Below are 19,581 nucleotides of genomic sequence, written 5' to 3'. Positions count from 1 at the left end.
ATGGTTCTTTTCTTTCGTGAACAGAGTCAATCTTCAATGCCGCGCTGGGCGGGAATGCCCGCCTTGAATGCGTGTTTCACCAAGGTCATCTCGGTTACGGTATCGGCCAGTTCAATGATCTCGGGTGGGCAGCGGCGCCCGGTGATGACCACGTGCACATGGCGCGGACGATCTCGCAGCGTCTGCAACACGTCGTCAAGCGGCAGCCAACCGTAAATCAGCGGGTAGGTCAGCTCGTCGAGAGTGACCATGAAGTAATCACCCCCCAAAATCGCAGCGCGGGCTTTCAGCCAGCCATCTCGCGCGAGCTGGGCGGAATGTTCCAGGTCCTGACTCTTCCAGCTGAAGCCGTCGCCCAACCCCTCGATCGGCAGCCCGAGCTGCTCGAAGATTCGGTGCTCACCGAAGCGAGCACTGGGTACTTTCATGAACTGGAAAATCTTCACCAGCTTGCCGTGCACATGCGTGCGGCCGAATGCACGCAGCGCAAGCCCAAAGGCTGCCGTGCTTTTGCCCTTGCCGTCGCCCGTGTGCACGATCACCAGGCCGCGGCGTTCACCTTCGGGCTTGTCGTATTGCTTGTCGGTCGGGGGGGATTCGATCTGCATGTGCGGACTCCAGAAACATTAACGAAGCTGAACCAGTCACTGCTCACTCAGCGAATGGATGGCGATGCGGTGGTCAAAGATCTTCCCAGCGCCTGATGGGTGACAAGGTCTTGGCAATAGCCCTGCTGTACCACCTAGTCTTTCGCGATTACTACCATCTGGCGTGCGTGCAGCGCCATGCGGCTCTCGCCATTCCAATCCCTGGGTGGTTCGCAGGGCCTGCGCCACGGCCACCCGGTCGGCGTGCGAAGGCGGAGCCAGCCAGGGTTGGTGCGGCAGGCGCCCGAGCATGGCCACGTCCCACACACTGAGGTCGTCCGCCCCCTGCTCGCCCTGCCCCAGCCAGGCCAGGCAGCGCGCGCGTTCGCGGCCACGCCACTGCGCCAGTGGTCGGCCCATCAGCTGCACCCGACCGCTGTGCCGCAGCAGACCGGCCAGCGCCTTCAGCAGGGTGGACTTGCCAGCGCCGTTGGGGCCCACAACGCTGGTCCAGCGTTCGGCAGAAAAATCCAAATCGATGCCGTGCAGCACACGGATGGCGCCCAGCTCGACACAGATGCCCGTGGCTTGCAAGGCCCGCTTCACAGCCCACCTCCGGGCCGACGCCGCCGGTGGATCAGCAACAACAGGTAGCTGCCCCCCAGCACCGCAGTGAGCACGCCCACCGGCAGTTCCTGCGGCGCGATGATCCAGCGTGCGAGCACATCGGCGGCCATCAGCAACAGGCCCCCCATCATGGCGCTCAACACCAGCAGGCGGCCGTGTGTGGTCTTGACGATGGAGCGCACGAGGTGCGGAGAAGCCAGACCCACGAAGGCGATCAAACCGGTTTGCGCCACAGCCGCACCCGTGGTCTGCGCCAGCACCACCACTAGGACACCCGCTCACATTAAGCCCTTTTCCTGAATGCAGCGCGCCATCACCCGGGCGGCTTCGGCCATGCGTGGGCCGGGGCGTACCAGCACGTCGGATTCTTCTGCTGTGAACACGCACACTCGCTGCTCACGCAAGGCTCGCATGCCGCGCCATCCGGGACGATGCTCCATACCCTGCACGTTGCGCACGCCGATCATGATGAGGTCGGGGTTCGCGCGCACGACGTACTCGGGGTTGATGCGCGGGAACGGTCCGAGATCGGGGGTCACGATGTTCTGCACGCCCAGGCGCGCCATCATTTCGCCGATGAACGACTGCGTGCCCGCCGCGTAACCACCGGCGCTGACCTCGTAGTACACGCGCAGCGAGCGTGCGCGAGGTGGCAGTGACTGCGCCTCAGCCATCACGCCTGCTTCCACAGCACGCCAGATCCGCTGCGCATCGGGAACTTCCAGCAGTTGGCCAAGCTTGCCCATGACACGTTGCGCGTCGGCCGAGCTTTTGGGATCCATGGCCAGCACATTCAGGCCCAGCGCTTCCAAACGCTGCACGCCGCGGGACGAGGTGGCCATGAGCACCACGTCGGGTTTGAGCGCCACGATAGCTTCGATGTTGGGGTCGATGACGCCACCCGCCTTGGGCAGGTCTCGAACCGAAGCTGGGTGGTTGGAATACCGATCTACCCCTACCAGCCGATTGCACTGGCCGAGCTCGCACACGGTCTCGGTGAGCGAGGGTAACAACGAGACAATGCGCTGTGGCGACTTCGGCAGCGACACCTCCACGCCGCGGTCGTCGGTAACCCGAAGGCCGGCGGCGTGAAGGTTGCCCATGCCGCACAGCAGTACGGCAACCCTCAGCCAAGGTTTGATGGTGAAGTCTTTCATGCTGACTCCTTTAAGTCTGAGCAGCGGTCGGAGGTCAATTGGTGGCTCCTGGAAGGAGCAGAGACGCCGTGGGCACAGGGTTGGCGGCAAACCGCGCGTGGAAGAAGGAGGCAAGCCACGCGTGGAAGTACGTCGCTTGCACGGAGCCCGACTGGAACACGACCTCGCCTTTTCCGCTGGTTCCTCCGAGCGCAGATTCGGTTTGGCGAACCAGCTCCAACTTGGTTTCACAGAGTGAATAGTTAAGCGTGTGGCCACGCACTGCTCCAGCTGGCAGCGCTAGCAGTTGTTGTCCGAGAGATGCAAGGCGTTTCTGCATGAATAGAGGACAGCGCAATGTTGTCCCAGTCGGCGCTGCCAGACGTCGAGGAACCGTACCGAACTCCATCGATGAGAAGCAGGTCGTGATGCGCCTCTGTTCAATGCAAAAATAAACTGGGTTGTTTTACTGAACCGCCGTTGGTAGACATTTGTAGGCCAGCGTTGCGTGAAATCACCTCGGAGAGCGTCCGCCCTTTGAATTGCTCCAAAACGTTGGTGTCGATCACTACAACGTCACCACGGACTGCAGCTGAAGACGTTTCAACACGAGTCTCTGTAATGGCAGTCTCGGGAAGACCTTTTGGCTCCATGGACTGGGCGTAAGAAGGCAATGAGGCCAGAACGGCAAGGAACAGCGCGAGCAATGGCCCAAGCAAGTTTCGGGTTTTCATGATGAAAGAACAAGAGACATGCCCTCACCGCCTTCCCCGACGGTGCATGAGCGTCACGGCGGCGCGACTATTGTCAGACGCACCACTACCTTGTTGGCCGGTATCCGGGCTGACAGAACAACCTCCATCGCCTTCCCAGACGACACGGCGGTCGTCCAGTGGCTGCGTGATGAAAGCGGAGTCGCCCGATCTGCGTCAGGTCTCTCGTCTGCTTACCGTTGCGGGGGCAGCGCAGGTTAGGCTCGTCCTTGTGGACTAGCCCCCCTGCTTCCCGTTGAACTGCAGCACGTGAATCATGCTGCGAGCACCAACGATTCGATTGTAGCTATGGGCGGCGCCGTACCCGATTAGATCTCCGTGCGCTCGTAGATCTCAGCAGTAACTCTTGCGTCTGCGACATCAATGGTGATGGACGCGAGAGTACCGAGCCGGTCGATTGCCGACCGGCCCCTTAAGGCTGCGAAACTCAGCTGGCGAAGCCCGGGCGCAGGTAGATCGGACGGCTGTCTGACCGCCAGATGCAAAGCGTAATGCCTGCCCCCTGCATGTTGACGTACATGTAGCGGCCGTCGGGTGAGAAGCAGGCGCCCGCAAACTCTGAGGTGTTTCCTGGGATGATGTTCTTGCAGAAGTCGAACAGGCCTCCCGTCGCGTCCACACCGACCACGCGCTGGCTGTAATTGGCGTTGCCGGGCGTGCCAGCGCTTCCGTCTTCGCAAAGGTACAGCGTTCCGTCACGGGCTACCGTGATGTTGTCCGGGCCGTCCAGCAAGTTTTCGGAAGTCGATTCGACCACCAAGGTCACGGTCTCGTTGCGCGGGTCAAGACACCACACCTGCCCCTCGCCGGCGTCGCCAGCGTTGCTGCAAACGAAGTAGTGCCTGCCCTGGTGATACCAGGCTCCCTCTCCACGGAACCACATCGCCGCGCCCTTGGTCTGCGCTTCGGCGCGCAGCGTATCGCCCGCGGGATCCACCTCCTCCAGACGCACCCACTCCACGGCCAGCGGCTGGCCAATGAAGGGCAGCATGCTGCCCGTTGAGCCGCCCCTCAGGCCGCGTGTGTCGACGACCTCGGTGCCCTGGGGACTGCTGAGCGGCAAAGGCGCGCCGGTGCAGGCGGACCGCTGACCGGGCTTGATGACCATCGCATAGAGGTCACCACCTTGCTGCAGGTCGCCGAACTTGCTTGGCTTGCGGACCTTGGGCACGAAGCGGTAGAAGGCGCTGTCGCCGCGGTCTTCCGTCTGGTAGATGTAGCCGCTGTTCGGATCGGCAGAGACGGCTTCATGGTTCATGCGACCCATCGCCACCAGAGGAATTGGGTCGACGGCCTGCCCCAAAAGTGCAGGAACCTCGAAGTTGTAGCCGTGCTTCTTGGCCACTTGATTGGAGGAGGCGCTGGTGGGAACGTTCGTGTTCTCCTCGCAGCTGATCCAGGACGACCACGGCGTGGGACCGCCGGCGCAGTTGCGGATGGTGCCGCCGAGAGAGATGTAGTCCTGCAATACCTGCCCGTTACGATCGACGACCAAAGTCATGGTGCCGCCGCCGCCCAAGCCAGCGGCGTTGCCGACGAAGGGGTCGTACTGCTTACTGTTTGACGTCAAGCAACCCGGGGACGATGAGGTCGGGTTGAGCTCGTGGTTGCGGACCAGCACATAGGTTCCTGAGCGACCTTGGAAACACGCCATTCCGTCGTGACCTCCAGGCACTGTTTTTCCCTCAGAGTCGAGTGAGCCGCGCAGGGAGATGGCGGTGTACACAAAACCAGGGGGCAAGGCGATCAGGGGTACCTGCGCTAGTGTGCCCAGCTGGGAAGTGTTGAGCGGCAGTTGGTTGAACGCGAGCGGACCGAAACCCGGCACCGTCATACTCGCGTAGCTGCAGTTTGGCTGGGCAGACGCGATGCGTGCGTTCAAAAGGCCCAGCGGGGCAAGCGCGGTGCCGACCGCTGCTGCACTCGATAACTCCATAAAGCGACGGCGATTCAATGGGGAATTCACATCTCTCTCCTTAAAGTCATGCAGGTTGCTGGCGCGCCAGACCAGCGCCAGGACCGCACTAGGAACGTGCGATCGTTTTAAAGGCTAGGTGACTTAAATGAAGAAGGTGTGAAAAAAGAGGCCAGCGAGGTTCTTGATCACCAGCAGGCGGATCGCCAAGACGGCGTAGCCAGCTTCGGTCGGGCCCAGCGACTGCAGCCATTCGCATAGCCGCCGTTCACTTCAACGGCGCTGGCTGTGCCGAACGACTGCTTGGTGCCAGTGAGCATAGGTACACCCGCAAGCGGCCAGGGTCTGTTTTGCAGCGAGGCCGTGTGATAACTCCATGGCAGCCCGAGCGAGTCACACGTCGATTGCAGATTTGTCCATTTCTGCGAGTTGATACCGTCTGAGAGAAGCCAAGGCGATGTTGACGCCCGGTCGGGTACTTATTTCGGGGCTGCAGCGACCGCAAAGGGAGCCTATAAGTCCAGCGTTACACGGTGGCCGTCGAATGCGTGCACATTCGTCTGCAGAGGCGACGCTGCCGCGGGCCCGAGCGGGTTGGTCATCGTGATCATCACCGCAGTCGCACCCATCTGCGCGGTACAGACCCTTCGTGCGTGATAGATCAGCGTTTCCATCCGCACACTGGCAACTGGCGCACGCTGGCTCGTCAGAAGAGATCAGGCGTAACTGGGTCGCAAAGACCCGGTCGAATTGACGCGGAGCATTCGCTCGACCGGCACGGAGTACCTCATAGCAGTTGAGTGGCCGCTGCTGGGGGTTCATCTGTCGGTCGCCTGGTCGATCAGGTATGCCAGCTTTCGGCGAAAGATGTGCATGGTCCCTAAACACCTGACCGGGGCAGTCAATCTCGAGCAGACAACAAAAACAGAAGTCCTGTTCGCAGCGGTTGTTGATCGCCGGGTTGTGCGTCAGTGTTCAACTAGGAATCGTGCGCTCGATCTGATCTTGCCGCTGCAAATGAGCCACTGCATTTCTTGGCACGCATTCAGAGCACAGGGAGCGAGCGCATCCCTCGCACTGCCCGCACTGAGTTGCCTCACCCAACTCAAGCTGAGTGTCGTCGAACCCCATGCCTGAGCGGGCACAGTGTGCAATTGTCTTGTCGCTAACGCGGTGGCAAACGCATACGATCGTGGCGAGTGGCTCGGGCAAAACAGATCCGATGATAATGAATCTCATTCATTCAACGAGCCTCTTCCGACCAAAGGTGACCCTCCCCTTTGATCTTCTCAGCTGACCGAACCCATCTGGCTCTGCAGGTAGTTCTGCAAACCCACCTTGTCGATCAGCTCGATCTGGGTTTCCAGAAAGTCGATGTGCTCTTCGGTGTCGTCCAGGATGCCCTGCAGCAGGTCGCGCGAAACGTAGTCGCGCACGGTCTCGCAGTGGGCAATGCCGTCCTTGATGGTCTTCTGAGCACCGGTCTCCAGCGCCAGGTCGCTGCTCAGGATCTCCGGCACGTCTTCGCCAATGTTGAGCTTGCCAAGGTCCTGCAGGTTGGGCAGGCCGTCCAGCGTGAAAATCCGGTCCATCAACTTGTCGGCGTGCTTCATCTCGCCGATCGACTCTTCATATTCCTTCTTCGCAAGCTTGTCCAAGCCCCAGTGCTTGAGCATGCGGTAGTGCACGAAGTATTGGTTGATGGCGGTAAGCTCGTTTTTCAACTGAGCCTGTAGGTGTCCGATGGCCTGCGGGTCGCCTTTCATGAGTGTTCCTTTTGTGAGTTGTTGATCGTCTGCCGATTGTGCGTCTCCCGCCGGTTAAGTGTGAGTTTTCCGACATTGCTCGATCTGCGTTGCTCAAAGCGCGACGACGCTTTTGCACGCTTCCAAAGGCAAATTTCATCAATCAGTCCGCGCTGGTTTCACAAGCCCGCCCGCTCCAGCGGCATTGTCCATCCTCGGTCAACCAGTGATGTGCATGCCCGGTGCAACCCGTTTGACAGATGGTTTGCCTGGCCGCTTCAAGGTCATGCGACACATACGCGAATGGCTTCACCCGGTAAGGCGCCCGGACTTTGCGATTCACGGACATCGCTGGTATCCCTATGCCCCAAAGAATGTGCGTTCGCGCAATCACCAGATCCGCGCGCAAACGTATAACTTCGTGTTGCAGGGCTTCGAGCGCTTCGTTCTTTTCCCGCATGAGGTTTGACAACCGGTGCTGGACATTCCCCAGATGACGCGACACAACGGCGTGTTCGTGCGCCACGTCGATGGGTATGGTGCTCATTGCACCGTGGATGCGGTGGGGTGCCAGAGGCGTCGCTCGGGCAAGAGATCGTCGGTTCTCAATTCCGTCAACTTCTGACTCTGGTCAGGGGCCTTCAGGAGCACATCCCAATGCTGGTGCATACGCTGCACCACAGTGCGGAAATTCGGCGTGAGCCCCGGGTGTTGACCGAGAAAAAACAAATTGGATCGAATCTTGCGCCCCATGAGGTCGCGTTGGCTCACACAAGCGCTCTGGGCGTGGCCCGTCATCAAAGCAAGCGTGCCTGCCAACATGGCTTCGGCGCATGGCATGACAAACTCCTCTGTTTCAGGCAGTTCTGTTTCATTCATCTCAGCAGTCTCCATAAGAGTAAAGAGTTCGCGCTTGGGTGCGTGAGGTGCCGGCTGCCAGTCCGGAGCTGCTTGGAGCTCCGGATCAGCCTTGATACCTCATATTAAATGAGAATCACTCTCATTAAAAGCGTTGCCCCCTTTCGCATCCGTGTTTTTCCTGGATCAGTCTGAGGAGCATGTCCCTCAGGGCACCGGCAACACGATGTCTACCCGCCCGCCGCCCAATGTGCTACTTGAAAGTTTCAGCTCCCCCTGGTGGCTGGTCACCAGGTCGTTCACCACTGCCAGCCCGACGCCGTGCCCGGGCATTCGCTCGTCCCCCCGCACGTGCAGTTGCAAGATGGACTCGGTGTCGCTGAATCCAGGGCCGTCGTCCTCGATGCGAATGCACAAGGATCCCGGCTCACGCCATATCCGCACCAGGACCTGGGTGCGCGCCCACTTGGCCCCGTTGTCCAGCAGGTTCCCAAGCATCTCGAACAAGTCGCCCTCGTCGATGCGCCAGGCCAGGTCGGCCGGGCACTCGACGCTGAAGTCCAATGCCCTTTCGGCATACACCTTGGCCAGCGCGCTGCGAATGCGCTCCAGGATCGGCGCTACCAGAAGTGGCGGCGCAAAGCGCGCGGCGCCCCCGGCGATGGCGCGCCCCAGCTGGTGCTGCACGATGTCGTCCATGCGGCTCACCTGCTGGGCCACGGTGGCGGGCAGCTGCGCCGGCTCGGCCAGGGCGCTGCGCAGCACAGCCAGCGGAGTCTTCAGGCTGTGGGCGAGAAAGCTCAGCGCGTCGCGATGTCGGGCCTGGCGCTCGCGCTCCTGCTCGATCAGGTTGTTCAGGTTGTCCGTGAGGCTGGAGATTTCGGTAGGGTAGCGGCCCTCGATGCGCGATTGCCCGCCATCTTCGATACGCCGGATCTCGCTGGCCACGTGCCGCAGCGGCGCCAGGCCCCACCGCAGCAGCCACAGCTGCGCCAGCAACAGCAGCACGGCAGCACCCCCCAGCCAGAGCCAAAGGGTGCGGGTGAAGGCGCCGACTTCGCGGTCGAAGGCCGCGCGGTCCTCCAGCACCGTGAGCACCAGCGGTGCCTCACGCTCGGAGGCCTTCCAGGTGACGGCATAGCTGACCGACAGGAAGGACTTGCCGGCCCCATCCACCGTCTCGTTGCGCCATTGACCGGGTTGCAGGCTGTGCCGGAACGGTGGCTGCAGGCCCAGGGTCGAGGCCGACTGCCACTGATCCCTGTGCAACACGTTGTAAATACCCGCGTACAGACCGGAACCCGGAAGCGACAGGCGCGGCTCCGCAAACTCGGGCGGCATTACCAGCGCTCCGCCGGCATCGAGTTCGGCAGCAGCCAGCAGCAGGTAAATGGTGCTCTGCAGCCGGCCGAAATAGGCCGCGCGCACGCTCTCGGTATTCGCACGCTGCACCGCCAGCCCCGCGCCGGCCATAAACGCCAGCAGCACCACCGCAGCACCCAGAAGCAGGCGGGTACGGATGGAGTAGCCTGCCTTCATTCGAGGGTGAACCGGTAGCCCCGCCCCCGCACGGTCTCGATCGGGCCGACGCTGCCGTCGGGGTCGAGCTTGCGCCGCAGGCGACCCACCAGCACCTCGAGCACGTTGCTGTCGCGATCTTCCCCGTGCGGGTATAGGTAATCCGACAGCGCCTGCCTGGTGACAATGGCCGGGCGCTGGCGCACCAGATGCTCAAGCAGGCGGTACTCGAACGCCGTGAGCTCCAGCACCGCGCCGCTGAGCCGCACCGCCTGCGCCGTCGGGTCGATGCTGAGGGGGCCGAGCGTCAGCACGTCAGTGGAGGCCCCCAGCGAGCGCCGCAGCAAGGCCTTGAGCCGCGCTGCCAGCTCCGGGTATTCGAACGGCTTGACCAGGTAGTCGTCGGCCCCGGCTTCCAGGCCCACCACTTTGTCTTGCCAGCTGCCGCGCGCGGTGAGGATCAGAATGGGCAGGGCGCTGCCGGCCTGCCTCAGACGCTGCACGATGGTCAGCCCATTCAGCTTGGGCAACCCCAGGTCAACGATGACAAGATCGACCGGGTACTCGCGCGCCAGAAACAGGCCCTCTTCGCCGTCCCTGGCCTGGTCGACCCGGTACCCATCGGCCTCCAGCTGGCGGGCCAAGGTGAGCCGCAGCGCGGCATCGTCCTCGATCAGTAACAAGCGCATGGGGCTGTAGCTGCAGCAGGCTGGCCTTAGCGGGTCTGGCCAGTGACGACGTCAACCTGGATCACGCGGACCTCACCAGCCGGCGTGACCACCTTGATGCGCCATACCGGCCGGCCCGAAGACTCGGACTTCTCGGCGGACAACACGCGGCCGCCACTGGCCAGCTGGGCCACTGCGGCCGCGTCGTCGCGGCTCAGGTCGGCCCAGGCCAGGTTGGATGCCAGCAGCAGGGTGGCGCAGAGGAGTCTGGCAAATGTGTTCATCGGTTGTAAGTATCGAGGTATTCGCGTCCGCCACGTTCATCACGCCTGCCTTGGTATTCGCGTCCACCCTGGTATTGGCGTCCACCTTGGTACTCGCTCTCAACCGGAGTGAATGAAACGCGAATCGGCAAGGTGCGGCCTGGGTTCTCGCGGGTCACCGTGTTGTAGACCTGCCCGCGGTACTCGTATTCGACTTGGTAACCCGTGAGGCGGGACTGCACGTCGTTGACAGTGCGGCAGTTCTGCACCTGGCGCTGCTGCGGCTGGGATGCCTGCTGGTAGCCACCACCCCAGTTGTTCTGGTTGGCAAAGTGCTCGGCTGCCAGCGCGCCGACCACGGCACCGAGCGCGGTGGCGGCATCGCGGCCGCGGCCCTTGCCAACCTGGTTGCCGAGCAAGGCGCCGGCCACACCGCCAACCGCCAGCCCCCCGTAATTGCGCGAAGCCGCCACGGGTTGCTGCTCGGTCACCCACTGGCTGGTGCACTCGTTGCGCGGCACGGAGATGTTCTCGTACCGCGGTTCGACATTGCGCACGCGGGCAGTGTCGTTGAAGGTCTGGGCCTGGACGCCCGCTGCCAGCAACGTGGTCAGACAAAGAATGGAAGTACGTTTCATGGAGAGCTCCTTGGTTGATGTGAGACGGAGCTTAGGAACAAGTGGGTGAACCGAAGCTGAACGGAATTGATAAATGTTCCTTCACGACCCGGAGCTGTGTGGGGCGTTGTACCCGGTTGGTCTCCGCATCCGCTGCTCGACTTTGAGATGCGACAGAGCCTACTGACGCCGCGGTACACGACTTGTTGGGAAGACCTTCATTCATCAACTCTGAAGGGTGCTGCTGAACACAAGGTCCCTGAGTTTGAGGACGTCGGCTTCTGACGCAGGCTGGTTGAACGCTCCCCTAAAGCGAAGGGATGGAGGAGCATTTCTTTGTTTGGTCGACGTCTCGCGAAATTGTACTGATTGGTAACAAAACAGACTTGAGGGTGCATCTGGTTGGGGGTTTCGTGCGTATCCAGTGTGCGACATGCAATTCCCTTCAACCTTTTTGACCAACCCTCATGAAAAAATCCATTCTCTCAACTGCCCTCTTCACCCTCGCCGCTCTGGGCGCGAGTTCCGCTTTTGCTGGAGGTGGCAACAAGTACCCCTCCGGCCAACCTGACAGCGTAAGCACGAAGACCCGCGCGCAGGTCAAGGCCGAGCTCGCCGAAGCCATCCGCATCGGCGACATCATCGGGGACAGCGAGCGCGGCCTGACCGCCTACCAGCTGAACCCCAGCGCATACCCCGCTCGCCCATCCGCGATGGGAAAGACCCGTGCGCAAGTGCAGGACGAGCTGGCCAAAGCCCACATGGACGGCAGCCTGGCCCGCGCCAAACTTCAAAACCAAGGCGGCTGAGCAAGGCAATCTCGCCCAGCTTTCGTTGTCGAACGAGGCCTCCTGCTTCAGGAGGCTTTTTCACGTTTGGAGCTGGGCCGGGGTGGCGCCTTATCCACACTTGTAACTCACCTCTCCCGCCCCAAATGACGGGTGAACGGCGCATCAAGAACAGCACCATCACCAGATGCGGATGCGCTCATCTGGCGGCTTGAACATGCGGTCGCCAGGCCGGGTGGCGAAGGCCGCATGGAAGCCGTCGTGGTTAAGCGCGGCGCCGTTGGCCCGGAATTCGGCGGGCGCATGTGGGTCGATGGCCAGCAGTTGAAAAGCCCGCTCCGGGCGCACCTTGTCGCGCCAGACATGCGCCCAGCCAAAGAAGAAGCGTTGCGCATCGCTGCAGACATCGTTCCCCTGTGCGGCGGCGCCGGCCGAAGCCCGGCGGTAGGCCTTGAAGGCGATCTGCAGGCCCGACAGGTCCGCCATGTTTTCGCCTAGGGTGAGCCGGCCGTTGAGACGCCGACCGGGCAGCGGCTCATAGGTTTCGTACTGGGCGACCAACCGCGCGCCGAGGGCGTCGAAAGCAGCGCGGTCGGCATCGCTCCACCAGTTGCGCAACACGCCGTCGCCGTCGAAGCGGCTGCCCTCGTCGTCGAAGCCATGGCTGATTTCATGTCCGATCACGGCGCCGATGGCGCCATAGTTCAGCGCGTCGTCGGCCGCGATATCGAAGAACGGCGGCTGCAGGATAGCAGCGGGAAAGACGATCTCGTTGAGCGAGGGGTTGTAATGGGCGTTGACCGTCTGCGGCGGCATGGCCCATTCCTCCCGGTCCAGCGGCTGACCCGCCTTCGCTGCCAGACGCTGCCATTCGAAGCGGGCCGCACGCTGGCGGTTACCAAGCGCGTCGTCTGCAAGCACCAGCAGCTGACGAGTGTCACGCCAGCGCTCCGGGTAGCCGATCTTGCAGGTGTACTTGGCCAGCTTTTCCAGGGCCCGGGCCCGGGTCGCCGGTGTCATCCAGCTAAGGTTATCGATCGATTCCTGGTAAGCAGCCAGCAGCGTATTCACCAACGCCTGCGCCTTTCGTTTGTGCGCGAGGCTGAAATGGCGGGCTACATAGAGTTGGCCGAGACCGTCGCCGAACGCCCGGTTGAGCTCGCTGATGGCCTGTTGCCAACGTGGCCGCTCGGTCTTGACGCCGGTCAGCGCTGTCCCGTGAAACGCAAAGTGCGCCTCACGAAACGCCGCCGGCAGGCATTCGGCTGCCGCATCCAGGCAGTGCAATCGGAAATAGCATCGCCAGTCCGCCAACGGCACTTCGGCGAAAAGCCGGCCGATGCCGCGGACCACGCTGGGCTGCGATACCGACAGTCGGTCAATCAGGACAAGGCCCGCCGCTTCGAGAAACGCCACCCAGTCGAATCCTGGCGCATCGCGCATCAGTTCGGCGAGGGTCATCGGGTTGAAGAGCCGGGCCGGATCGCGGTTGTCGACACGGTCCCAGTGCAGCGCGGCGATGCGCTGCTCGATCTGCATCACCTGCTCGGCCGCCGCTGCCGGGTTTGGCTCGCCGGAAAGAGTGGCCAAGCAGAGCAGATATTCGGCGTAAGCGGCGCGCGCTGCGGCCAGAAGCGGGTCGTCGGTATCGAGGAAATATGCGCGGTCAGGCAGTCCCAGCCCGCCCTGCCAGGTGATCGCCCGATTGACCCCTGGCTGCTCAAAATCAGGGGCTACCCAGAGCCGTACTGGCGTGTCGAGCTGGCCCTGCATACGGCCTTGCCATTGCGCCAGCTGCAGTGGGGTTTGAAGACCATCGATCTCGGCCAGCAGCGACCGGATCGGCGCCAGCCCGGCCCGATCGATGGCCTCGGTGTCCCGATGGGCCGCATAGAACGCGCTGACCTGATCGGCCACGCTCCCGGGCGCCTGAGGCACGGCCACCAATTCATCGACCAGGTCACGCAGCTGCGCGTTGGTGCGATCGTTCAGCTGGCTGAAGCTGCCGTGGCGCGGCCGGTCAGCCGGAATCTCGGTTTCATCCAGCCAACGGCCATTGACGGCGCGGTAAAGATCGTCCTGCGCACGCACCCCGGGGTCGCAGCCGCTCAGGTCTAAACCAGCGAAAGCAGGGCTGCCAAAGCAGCCGCAGCGCAAGCCAATCGGCGGGGTCAGATCGTTCGACTTCAAGGGCTTCTCGCTGGGTAAGCAGTTGGCGTGGGAGCGTATGCAAGCGGTGTCGGCATCAGGCCTGGATCAGGCCCCAGCGCAGCGCGACGAGGGTCAGCTCGGATTGGTTGCTGGCGCCAAGCTTTTGCTTGACGCGGTAGAGATGGGTACCGACGGTACTGGGTGAGAGCCGAAGCGTCTCGGCGATCAGGGCCACGGTCTGGCCTCGCGCGAGCTGGATAAACACTGAAAATTCGCGCTCGCTGAGGATCTCGGCTGGGCTGGTATCGCCGCTGACCTGGGCCAGCGCCAGCGCCTGCGCGGTCTGCGCATCGACATAGCGGTCGCCGCGCGACACGGCTGTGACGGCGGCAATCAGCATGTCGGGTGCGCTGCGCTTGGTCACGTAGCCCATTGCTCCGGCGCGAAACAGCCGCTGCGGATGCGCCGTGTCCTCATGCGCAGACAGCGCCAGCACGCGCGCCTTCGGGTCCTGCGCCAACAGGCGACGCACCGCTTCCAGCCCGCCCATACCAGGCATCGACACGTCCATCACGACCACGTCCGGCCGCACACGCGGATAATCGATGCAGGCCTGCTCGCCGCTGTCGGCTTCGGCCACAACCTCGCAGCACGCATCGGTCAGCAACATGCGAAAGCCCATGCGCACGAGCGCATGGTCGTCGACCAACATGATGCGGATCATGACGCAACCGCCGCTGCCGCGGCATCGATCGGCAGCTGCACCAGCAAGCACACCCCGCGCGGCTGTGCCGACTCGACCACCAACGCGCCACCGAGTGCCTCGACCCTCTCGGTAAGCCAGCGCAGCCCGTAGTGTCCGGCACGGTCCGACCAATCGGCGGGCAGGCCCTGCCCATCGTCCTGAAGGCGCAGGCTCACGGTCGTTGCGCTGCCCTCGACCGCGAGCAGCAGGGTTTGCGCCTGACCGTGGCGCAGTGCATTGCTGATGCCCTCCTGAGCGGCGCGGTACAGCGCGAGCGCGGCATCACTGCCTAGAACCGACTGGCCCAGCTCGATGCTCAACGTCAGCCGCAGGTCGGGCTGGCTGAGGCGGGTGCGTTCGACCAGATCACGCAGCGCCTCGGTCAGCCCGAAGTTGTCCAGCAGAAGCGGTGTCAGGCGCGGGATCATGCCGTGCATGGCGTCGTACAAGCGCGAGGATTCGTCGGCGATGAGGCGTGCCGCCGCTTCAGCCTGCGGGTCCAGGGCGTGCATGCGCTGGGCAATCGACAGGGCCATGCTGCGCATCGCCGTCACCGACTGTCCCAGTTCGTCGTGCAGTTCGCGCGCGATCATGTGGCGCTCGCGCTCGATCTGCTGGTCGATCCAGCGCGTCAGCTCGCGGCTGTTCGATAGCTGCAACTCGGCCCGCAGCGCGCGCCCCTCAGTCTCGAACTGATGCTCGAGCTGGTCGACCATGCGGTTGAAGGCGCTGCCGATGGCGGCCGCTTCAGTGCCGGCAAACCGGGGCAAGCGGACGTCCAGCCGTCCGGCCTGCAACTGGTTCAGGGCACCGACGATCTGCCCGAACGGCCGGACGCTGCTGCCGACCAGCCAGAAGACCAGCGCGTTGACTGCCAACAGCAAAAGCAGACTCACTATGAGCAGCTGCCGCACGTAATCCCAGGCATCCAGCGCGGCCCGCGAGGCATTGGCTCGCACAAGCAGCTTGCCGTCCGGCAAATCAATCGCCTGAGTCGATATTGGCGGCGAGACGAGCTGCGCGAACCAGGCGGGCGCGTCACGGCCGGTCTTGTAAAGGGACGGTGGCGAGCGGTACAGCTCCTGGCCTTCGCGGTCGAGAAGTGTGATGTCGTTTGAGCGCACCCTGCCCATCCCCTGCAGGAAGTTCAGGATTGCCGGACCGCCCTGCGCGGCATAGCGCGACGCCGTGCGGTTGAGCATCTGTGCAGCAACCCGATTGGCCGCCACCACCTCCTCGTGCACGGCTTCGCGCAAGCTGCGCAGCTGCAGCAAGATCACGGCGGCGATGAAGAGCAGGGTGAGCGTGCCGACAATGAGATTGATCTTCAGCCGGAGCGTCATTAAGTCGACATAGTAACGGCCGCCGCCTGAACGGCACACCACCGAATCATGAAAATCATGATGCGCGAATCATGGCGGCATGGCTGGGTGAGGTGAGGCAGAGACTGCAGTATCAGTGTCAGGATAACTAGTCCTCTTGGGGTCCGACCGGAGCCCATGCCACCCGACCGGAGATTTTTTATGCAATGGCAAACCCCCACCGCGGTTGATTTTCGTTTTGGTTTCGAGATCACGATGTACATCGCGAATCGCTGATCCGAAGTCCATGATTCTCCCTCTGTGCCGCCTGCGCAGCGCAGAGGGAGGATCTCCTTACTCAAGCCGCTGATGCGCATCACGATACTCGGCTCAGCCGCCGGCGGCGGTTTCCCGCAATGGAATTGCAACTGTCGCAATTGCGCCGGTGTGCGCGCCGGTCGGCTCAATGCCAAGCCGCGCACCCAGTCATCGATCTTCGTGCAGCCCGACACGGCTCTTGACGGTGTGCTGTTCAATGCGTCCCCCGACATCCTCGAACAAATTCGCAGTCACCCGACGCTGCAGCCCAACCGCGCGCCGCGCGACACGGCGATTGCTGGCGTGGTGCTGATGGACGGCCAGGTCGATCACGCGACCGGCCTTTTCATGCTGCGTGAGCGCAGCAGCGCGCTGCCACTGTGGTGCACCGACCCGGTTGAAGAGGACCTCACCCAGGGCAACCCGGTGCTGCGCGTGCTCTCGCACTACTGCGGTGTGGAGCGTCACCGCATCGACCTCGACGGCACAGGCTTCGAGGTGCCTGGCGTACCCGATCTGCTGTTCAGTGCGCTGCCGTTATCCAGCAAGGCCGCACCCTATTCGCCGCACCGCGATGACCCGGTGGCGGGCGACAACATCGGCATGACGATCCGCGACCGACGCAGCGGCAAGACCGCCTTCTACGCCCCTGGTCTCGGCGCGATCACGCCAGCCGTTTTCGACGCGATGTGCGGCGCTAACGCGGTGTTTGTCGATGGCACCTTCTGGACCGACGACGAGATGCCCCGCCTGGGGCTCGGCCGCAAGCACGCCCGCGAGATCGGCCACCTGCCGCAATCCGGGCCCGGCGGTATGGTGGAGTGGCTGGCCAAGCTGCCGGCGGCCACCGCCCGCTACCTGATCCACATCAACAACACCAATCCCATCCTCGACGAAGACTCGGCTGAGCGCGCGACGCTGACGCGCCATGGCATCGTGGTCTGCGAGGACAACATGGCCATCCAGCTCTGACCCATGCGCGCCGACATCCTTTTGCCTGAGTCACGCCCTGGCGACGCCAGCACTGCTGCAGAGCCCGCCTGGTCGCATGCCGAGTTCGAGACCCGACTGCGAGAACGCGGCCGCTCGTACCACATCCACCACCCGTTCAACATGATGCTGAACAGCGGCCGCGCCAACGCGGAACAGGTGCGCGGCTGGGTCGCCAACCGCTTTTACTACCAGATCGCGATCCCGATCAAGGATGCGGCGGTGCTTTCCAACTGCCCCGATCCGCTGGTGCGACGGGGCTGGGTTCAGCGCATCCTCGACCATGACGGCTTCGAGCTCGATGGCATCCGCGACGAAGGCGGTATCGAGGCCTGGCTGCGCCTGGCAGAAGCCGTTGGACTGACGCGCGCCGAGGTGCTCGATCTGCGCCATGTGGTGCCGGCAATGCGCTACGCGGTCGATGCCTATGTCAACTTTGCCCGGCGGGCGCCCTGGCAGGAGGCGGTGTGCTCCTCGCTGACCGAGCTGTTCGCGCCAGAGATCCACAAGCAGCGGCTGGCCACCTGGCCGGAGCATTACGGCTGGATCGAGCCGGCCGGCCTGCACTACTTCCGCAGCCGCGTCAGCCAGGCGCGGCGCGACGTCGAACAGGGCCTGGCCATCACGATGGCGCATTTCAACACCCGGGCGCAGCAGCAGCGTGCGCTGGAGGTGCTGCAGTTCAAGCTCGACATTCTGTGGGCGATGAACGACGCAATGGCGGGACGCTACGGCGTTAGCCCCGCATGAGCGAGCTGACACGCACCACGGTGCCGCGCGTATCCGCGGGCTTCAGGCTGCAATGGGAGCCGGTGCAGAACTGCCATGTGCTGCTTTACCCCGAAGGGATGGTCAAGCTCAATGGCAGCGCGGGTGAGATCATGACGCGTTGCGACGGCCTGCGCAGCGTCGGCGCGATAGCCACCGACATAGAGCAAACCCATGGGCTGCAAGGCCTCGAAGCCGACGTACTGGCCTTTGTCGAGCTGGCCGGCAAGCAGCGCTGGCTGATCTGGGACTGAGCGAGATGAGCATCAGCATGCCCGTCACTCCCGCTGCCGTACCGGCCATCGGCCCGCCGCTGTGGCTGCTCGCCGAGCTGACCTACCGATGCCCACTGCACTGCGTGTTCTGCTACAACCCGGTCGACTTCGCGCGCCAGGAAGCGGAGCTCAGCACCGACGACTGGCTGCGCGTGCTGCGCGAGGGCCGCGAGATGGGCGCCGTGCAGCTCGGTCTCTCCGGCGGCGAGCCGCTGGTGCGCGATGACCTGGAGGTGATCGTCGCCGAAGCACGCCGGCTCGGCTATTACACCAATCTGTTGACCTCCGGCGTCGGCCTGAGCCCCGCGCGCGCCGCGGCGTTGAAAGCCGCCGGCCTCGAACATGTCCAGCTGTCGTTTCAAGATTCGACGCCGGAGATGAATGACTTTCTATCGCACACCAAGACCTTCGACCTGAAGAGCCGGGTCGCACGGATCATCAAGGATCAGGGCTGGCCGATGGTCATGAATGTGGTGATCCACCGCATGAACATCGAGCACATGGACCGCATCATCGAGATGGCAGCCGAGTTGGGCGCCGAATACCTGGAGCTGGCCAACACCCAGTACTACTCCTGGGCCTACCTGAACCGCGACCACCTGCTGCCCACGCATGAGCAGCTGCGCGAGGCCGAGACGGTGACAGACCGCTGGCGCGCCAAGCTCGGCGACCGCATGCGCATCTTTTTTGTTGCCCCCGATTACCACGAAGGTCGGGCAAAGAAATGTGTCAACGGTTGGGGCAATATGTTTCTCACCGTCGCGCCGGACGGTACCGCCCTGCCCTGCCACACAGCGAAGATGCTGCCGGGGTTGAGCTTTCCGAATGTGCGCGAGCACAGCCTTCGCGACATCTGGTTCGATTCTGAAGGCTTCAACCGCTACCGCGGCACCGGCTGGATGAAGGAGCCGTGCACCAGCTGCGAATTCCGTGAACAGGACCTTGGTGGCTGCCGTTGCCAAGCCTTCATGCTGGCCAACGACCCGGCAGCTGCCGACCCGGTGTGCGTGAAGAGCCCGCACCATCAGCAGGTAGTCGATGCCGTGGCGCAGGCGGCCAAGTCCGCAGCCACCGCGGCCAACGGCGCTGCCCGCGGTGTTCGGGAGCAGCCGCTGGTGTTCCGAAACCCCGTTAACTCCCGCCGCCTCGGCGCGGCGCTGCCTGGACCGGCCGCAGCCACGCTCAAGAGTTAACGCGTGCAGCCCAGCCGCACAGCAAGGGAGCGGCACGGAGTATCAACGTCTTAGCTACCACCCACCCTGCCAGCGCCGCGACGGGGCGCTCTGCCGCCAAGCGCTACCTGCCGTGGATCGTGGCCACGGCGCTGTTCATTGAGAAGCTCGATGCGACCATCCTCAAAACGGCCGTGTCGTCGATTGCCGCCAGCCTGCAGGTGCCCGCGCTGAGCCTCCGCTCGGTGGTCTCGAGCTATGTACTCAGTCGGGCCCTTGGCATTCGACGAACAGGTGGGCTGATAAGCCTGCGGAGTTTTCTAGGGAAAACGCTAAGTACCTTGGCGCGTGCCGTGGCTAACCTTT

At 63.2% G+C, this 19,581-nt stretch carries 22 protein-coding genes, 2 pseudogenes and 1 riboswitch; of the genes and pseudogenes, 7 read left to right on the top strand and 17 right to left on the bottom strand.

Features of this window, described 5'->3' with window-relative positions; all coding sequences use genetic code 11:
• Positions 1-26: 26 nt before the first annotated feature.
• The 14 genes and pseudogenes from cobO to IV113_RS06015 form a co-directional block, all read right to left on the bottom strand.
• On the bottom strand, positions 27-608 hold the full coding sequence (cobO, locus tag IV113_RS06080; RefSeq protein ID WP_291081773.1) for a cob(I)yrinic acid a,c-diamide adenosyltransferase: 582 nt from the start codon (positions 606-608) through the stop codon (positions 27-29).
• Between the two features lie 189 nt (positions 609-797).
• Positions 798-1,193: pseudogene (locus IV113_RS06075) on the bottom strand (ABC transporter ATP-binding protein); the annotation flags it as partial.
• A pseudogene (locus IV113_RS06070) lies at positions 1,190-1,483 on the bottom strand (iron chelate uptake ABC transporter family permease subunit); the annotation flags it as partial. The pseudogenes IV113_RS06070 and IV113_RS06075, both read right to left, overlap by 4 nt.
• A gap of 9 nt (positions 1,484-1,492) precedes the next feature.
• A complete protein-coding gene (locus IV113_RS06065) occupies positions 1,493-2,317 on the bottom strand; it encodes a helical backbone metal receptor (protein ID WP_291081819.1) in 825 nt (274 codons plus the stop codon).
• A gap of 473 nt (positions 2,318-2,790) precedes the next feature.
• Positions 2,791-3,084: a hypothetical protein gene (locus IV113_RS06060; RefSeq protein ID WP_291081771.1), complete on the bottom strand. Its 294-nt coding sequence runs from the start codon at positions 3,082-3,084 to the stop codon at positions 2,791-2,793.
• A gap of 77 nt (positions 3,085-3,161) precedes the next feature.
• Positions 3,162-3,411: riboswitch (cobalamin riboswitch) on the bottom strand.
• Between the two features lie 139 nt (positions 3,412-3,550).
• Positions 3,551-5,089 carry an alkaline phosphatase PhoX gene (locus IV113_RS06055; RefSeq protein ID WP_291081769.1) on the bottom strand — a complete coding sequence of 513 codons (1,539 nt, stop codon included), beginning with the start codon at positions 5,087-5,089 and terminating at the stop codon, positions 3,551-3,553.
• 924 nt (positions 5,090-6,013) lie between these two features.
• On the bottom strand, positions 6,014-6,277 hold the full coding sequence (locus IV113_RS06050; RefSeq protein WP_291081768.1) for a (2Fe-2S)-binding protein: 264 nt from the start codon (positions 6,275-6,277) through the stop codon (positions 6,014-6,016).
• Positions 6,278-6,327: 50 nt separating this feature from the next.
• The gene (gene bfr, locus IV113_RS06045; RefSeq protein ID WP_291081766.1) at positions 6,328-6,804 is read right to left on the bottom strand and encodes a bacterioferritin; all 477 of its coding nucleotides are present in this window, start codon (positions 6,802-6,804) and stop codon (positions 6,328-6,330) included.
• A gap of 142 nt (positions 6,805-6,946) precedes the next feature.
• Positions 6,947-7,330, bottom strand: a complete 384-nt coding sequence (locus IV113_RS06040; RefSeq protein WP_291081764.1) for a hypothetical protein — start codon at positions 7,328-7,330, stop codon at positions 6,947-6,949.
• The gene (locus IV113_RS06035) at positions 7,327-7,662 is read right to left on the bottom strand and encodes a hypothetical protein (protein ID WP_291081762.1); all 336 of its coding nucleotides are present in this window, start codon (positions 7,660-7,662) and stop codon (positions 7,327-7,329) included. Before IV113_RS06035 ends, IV113_RS06040 begins: the two co-directional genes overlap by 4 nt.
• Before the next feature lie 186 nt (positions 7,663-7,848).
• Positions 7,849-9,180 (bottom strand): ATP-binding protein, encoded by a 1,332-nt coding sequence (locus IV113_RS06030; protein WP_291081760.1) that lies wholly within the window; start codon positions 9,178-9,180, stop codon positions 7,849-7,851.
• Entirely contained in the window at positions 9,177-9,848 is a 672-nt protein-coding gene (locus tag IV113_RS06025; RefSeq protein ID WP_291081758.1) for a response regulator transcription factor, read from the bottom strand. The genes IV113_RS06030 and IV113_RS06025 overlap by 4 nt, the downstream gene beginning before the upstream one ends.
• Before the next feature lie 26 nt (positions 9,849-9,874).
• A complete protein-coding gene (locus tag IV113_RS06020; RefSeq protein WP_291081756.1) occupies positions 9,875-10,111 on the bottom strand; it encodes a PepSY domain-containing protein in 237 nt (78 codons plus the stop codon).
• On the bottom strand, positions 10,108-10,728 hold the full coding sequence (locus IV113_RS06015) for a glycine zipper 2TM domain-containing protein (RefSeq protein WP_291081754.1): 621 nt from the start codon (positions 10,726-10,728) through the stop codon (positions 10,108-10,110). Before IV113_RS06015 ends, IV113_RS06020 begins: the two co-directional genes overlap by 4 nt.
• A 96-nt stretch (positions 10,729-10,824) precedes the next feature.
• On the opposite strand from IV113_RS06015, the gene IV113_RS26215 reads away from it, so the two are divergent.
• Positions 10,825-10,992, top strand: a complete 168-nt coding sequence (locus IV113_RS26215) for a DUF4113 domain-containing protein (protein WP_363318587.1) — start codon at positions 10,825-10,827, stop codon at positions 10,990-10,992.
• 182 nt (positions 10,993-11,174) lie between these two features.
• Positions 11,175-11,516 carry a DUF4148 domain-containing protein gene (locus tag IV113_RS06010; protein ID WP_291081752.1) on the top strand — a complete coding sequence of 114 codons (342 nt, stop codon included), beginning with the start codon at positions 11,175-11,177 and terminating at the stop codon, positions 11,514-11,516.
• 159 nt (positions 11,517-11,675) lie between these two features.
• Here IV113_RS06010 and IV113_RS06005 read toward each other — a convergent pair whose 3' ends face one another.
• The 3 genes from IV113_RS06005 to IV113_RS05995 are packed head-to-tail and all read right to left on the bottom strand — an operon-like array spanning position 11,676 to position 15,734.
• Positions 11,676-13,685: a M13 family metallopeptidase gene (locus IV113_RS06005; RefSeq protein WP_291081750.1), complete on the bottom strand. Its 2,010-nt coding sequence runs from the start codon at positions 13,683-13,685 to the stop codon at positions 11,676-11,678.
• Positions 13,686-13,740: 55 nt separating this feature from the next.
• Complete coding sequence (locus tag IV113_RS06000; protein WP_291081748.1) at positions 13,741-14,370, bottom strand: response regulator transcription factor; 630 nt, start codon at positions 14,368-14,370, stop codon at positions 13,741-13,743.
• Entirely contained in the window at positions 14,367-15,734 is a 1,368-nt protein-coding gene (locus tag IV113_RS05995) for a HAMP domain-containing protein (RefSeq protein WP_291081746.1), read from the bottom strand. Before IV113_RS05995 ends, IV113_RS06000 begins: the two co-directional genes overlap by 4 nt.
• 156 nt (positions 15,735-15,890) lie before the next feature.
• Between IV113_RS05995 and pqqA the strand changes: the two genes are divergently transcribed.
• From pqqA to pqqE, 5 genes are all read left to right on the top strand, one after another.
• On the top strand, positions 15,891-15,989 hold the full coding sequence (pqqA, locus tag IV113_RS26210) for a pyrroloquinoline quinone precursor peptide PqqA (RefSeq protein WP_363318586.1): 99 nt from the start codon (positions 15,891-15,893) through the stop codon (positions 15,987-15,989).
• 72 nt (positions 15,990-16,061) lie between these two features.
• Complete coding sequence (gene pqqB, locus IV113_RS05990; protein WP_291081744.1) at positions 16,062-16,982, top strand: pyrroloquinoline quinone biosynthesis protein PqqB; 921 nt, start codon at positions 16,062-16,064, stop codon at positions 16,980-16,982.
• 3 nt (positions 16,983-16,985) lie between these two features.
• Positions 16,986-17,750, top strand: a complete 765-nt coding sequence (pqqC, locus tag IV113_RS05985) for a pyrroloquinoline-quinone synthase PqqC (protein WP_291081742.1) — start codon at positions 16,986-16,988, stop codon at positions 17,748-17,750.
• Positions 17,747-18,022: a pyrroloquinoline quinone biosynthesis peptide chaperone PqqD gene (pqqD, locus tag IV113_RS05980; RefSeq protein ID WP_291081740.1), complete on the top strand. Its 276-nt coding sequence runs from the start codon at positions 17,747-17,749 to the stop codon at positions 18,020-18,022. Before pqqC ends, pqqD begins: the two co-directional genes overlap by 4 nt.
• 5 nt (positions 18,023-18,027) lie before the next feature.
• Positions 18,028-19,236 carry a pyrroloquinoline quinone biosynthesis protein PqqE gene (gene pqqE / locus IV113_RS05975; protein ID WP_291081738.1) on the top strand — a complete coding sequence of 403 codons (1,209 nt, stop codon included), beginning with the start codon at positions 18,028-18,030 and terminating at the stop codon, positions 19,234-19,236.
• Positions 19,237-19,581 lie beyond the last annotated feature (345 nt).

The organism is Hydrogenophaga sp. (assembly GCF_018780385.1).
GTDB lineage: Bacteria > Pseudomonadota > Gammaproteobacteria > Burkholderiales > Burkholderiaceae_C > Hydrogenophaga.
This window is presented reverse-complemented; position numbering and strand designations above follow the sequence as displayed.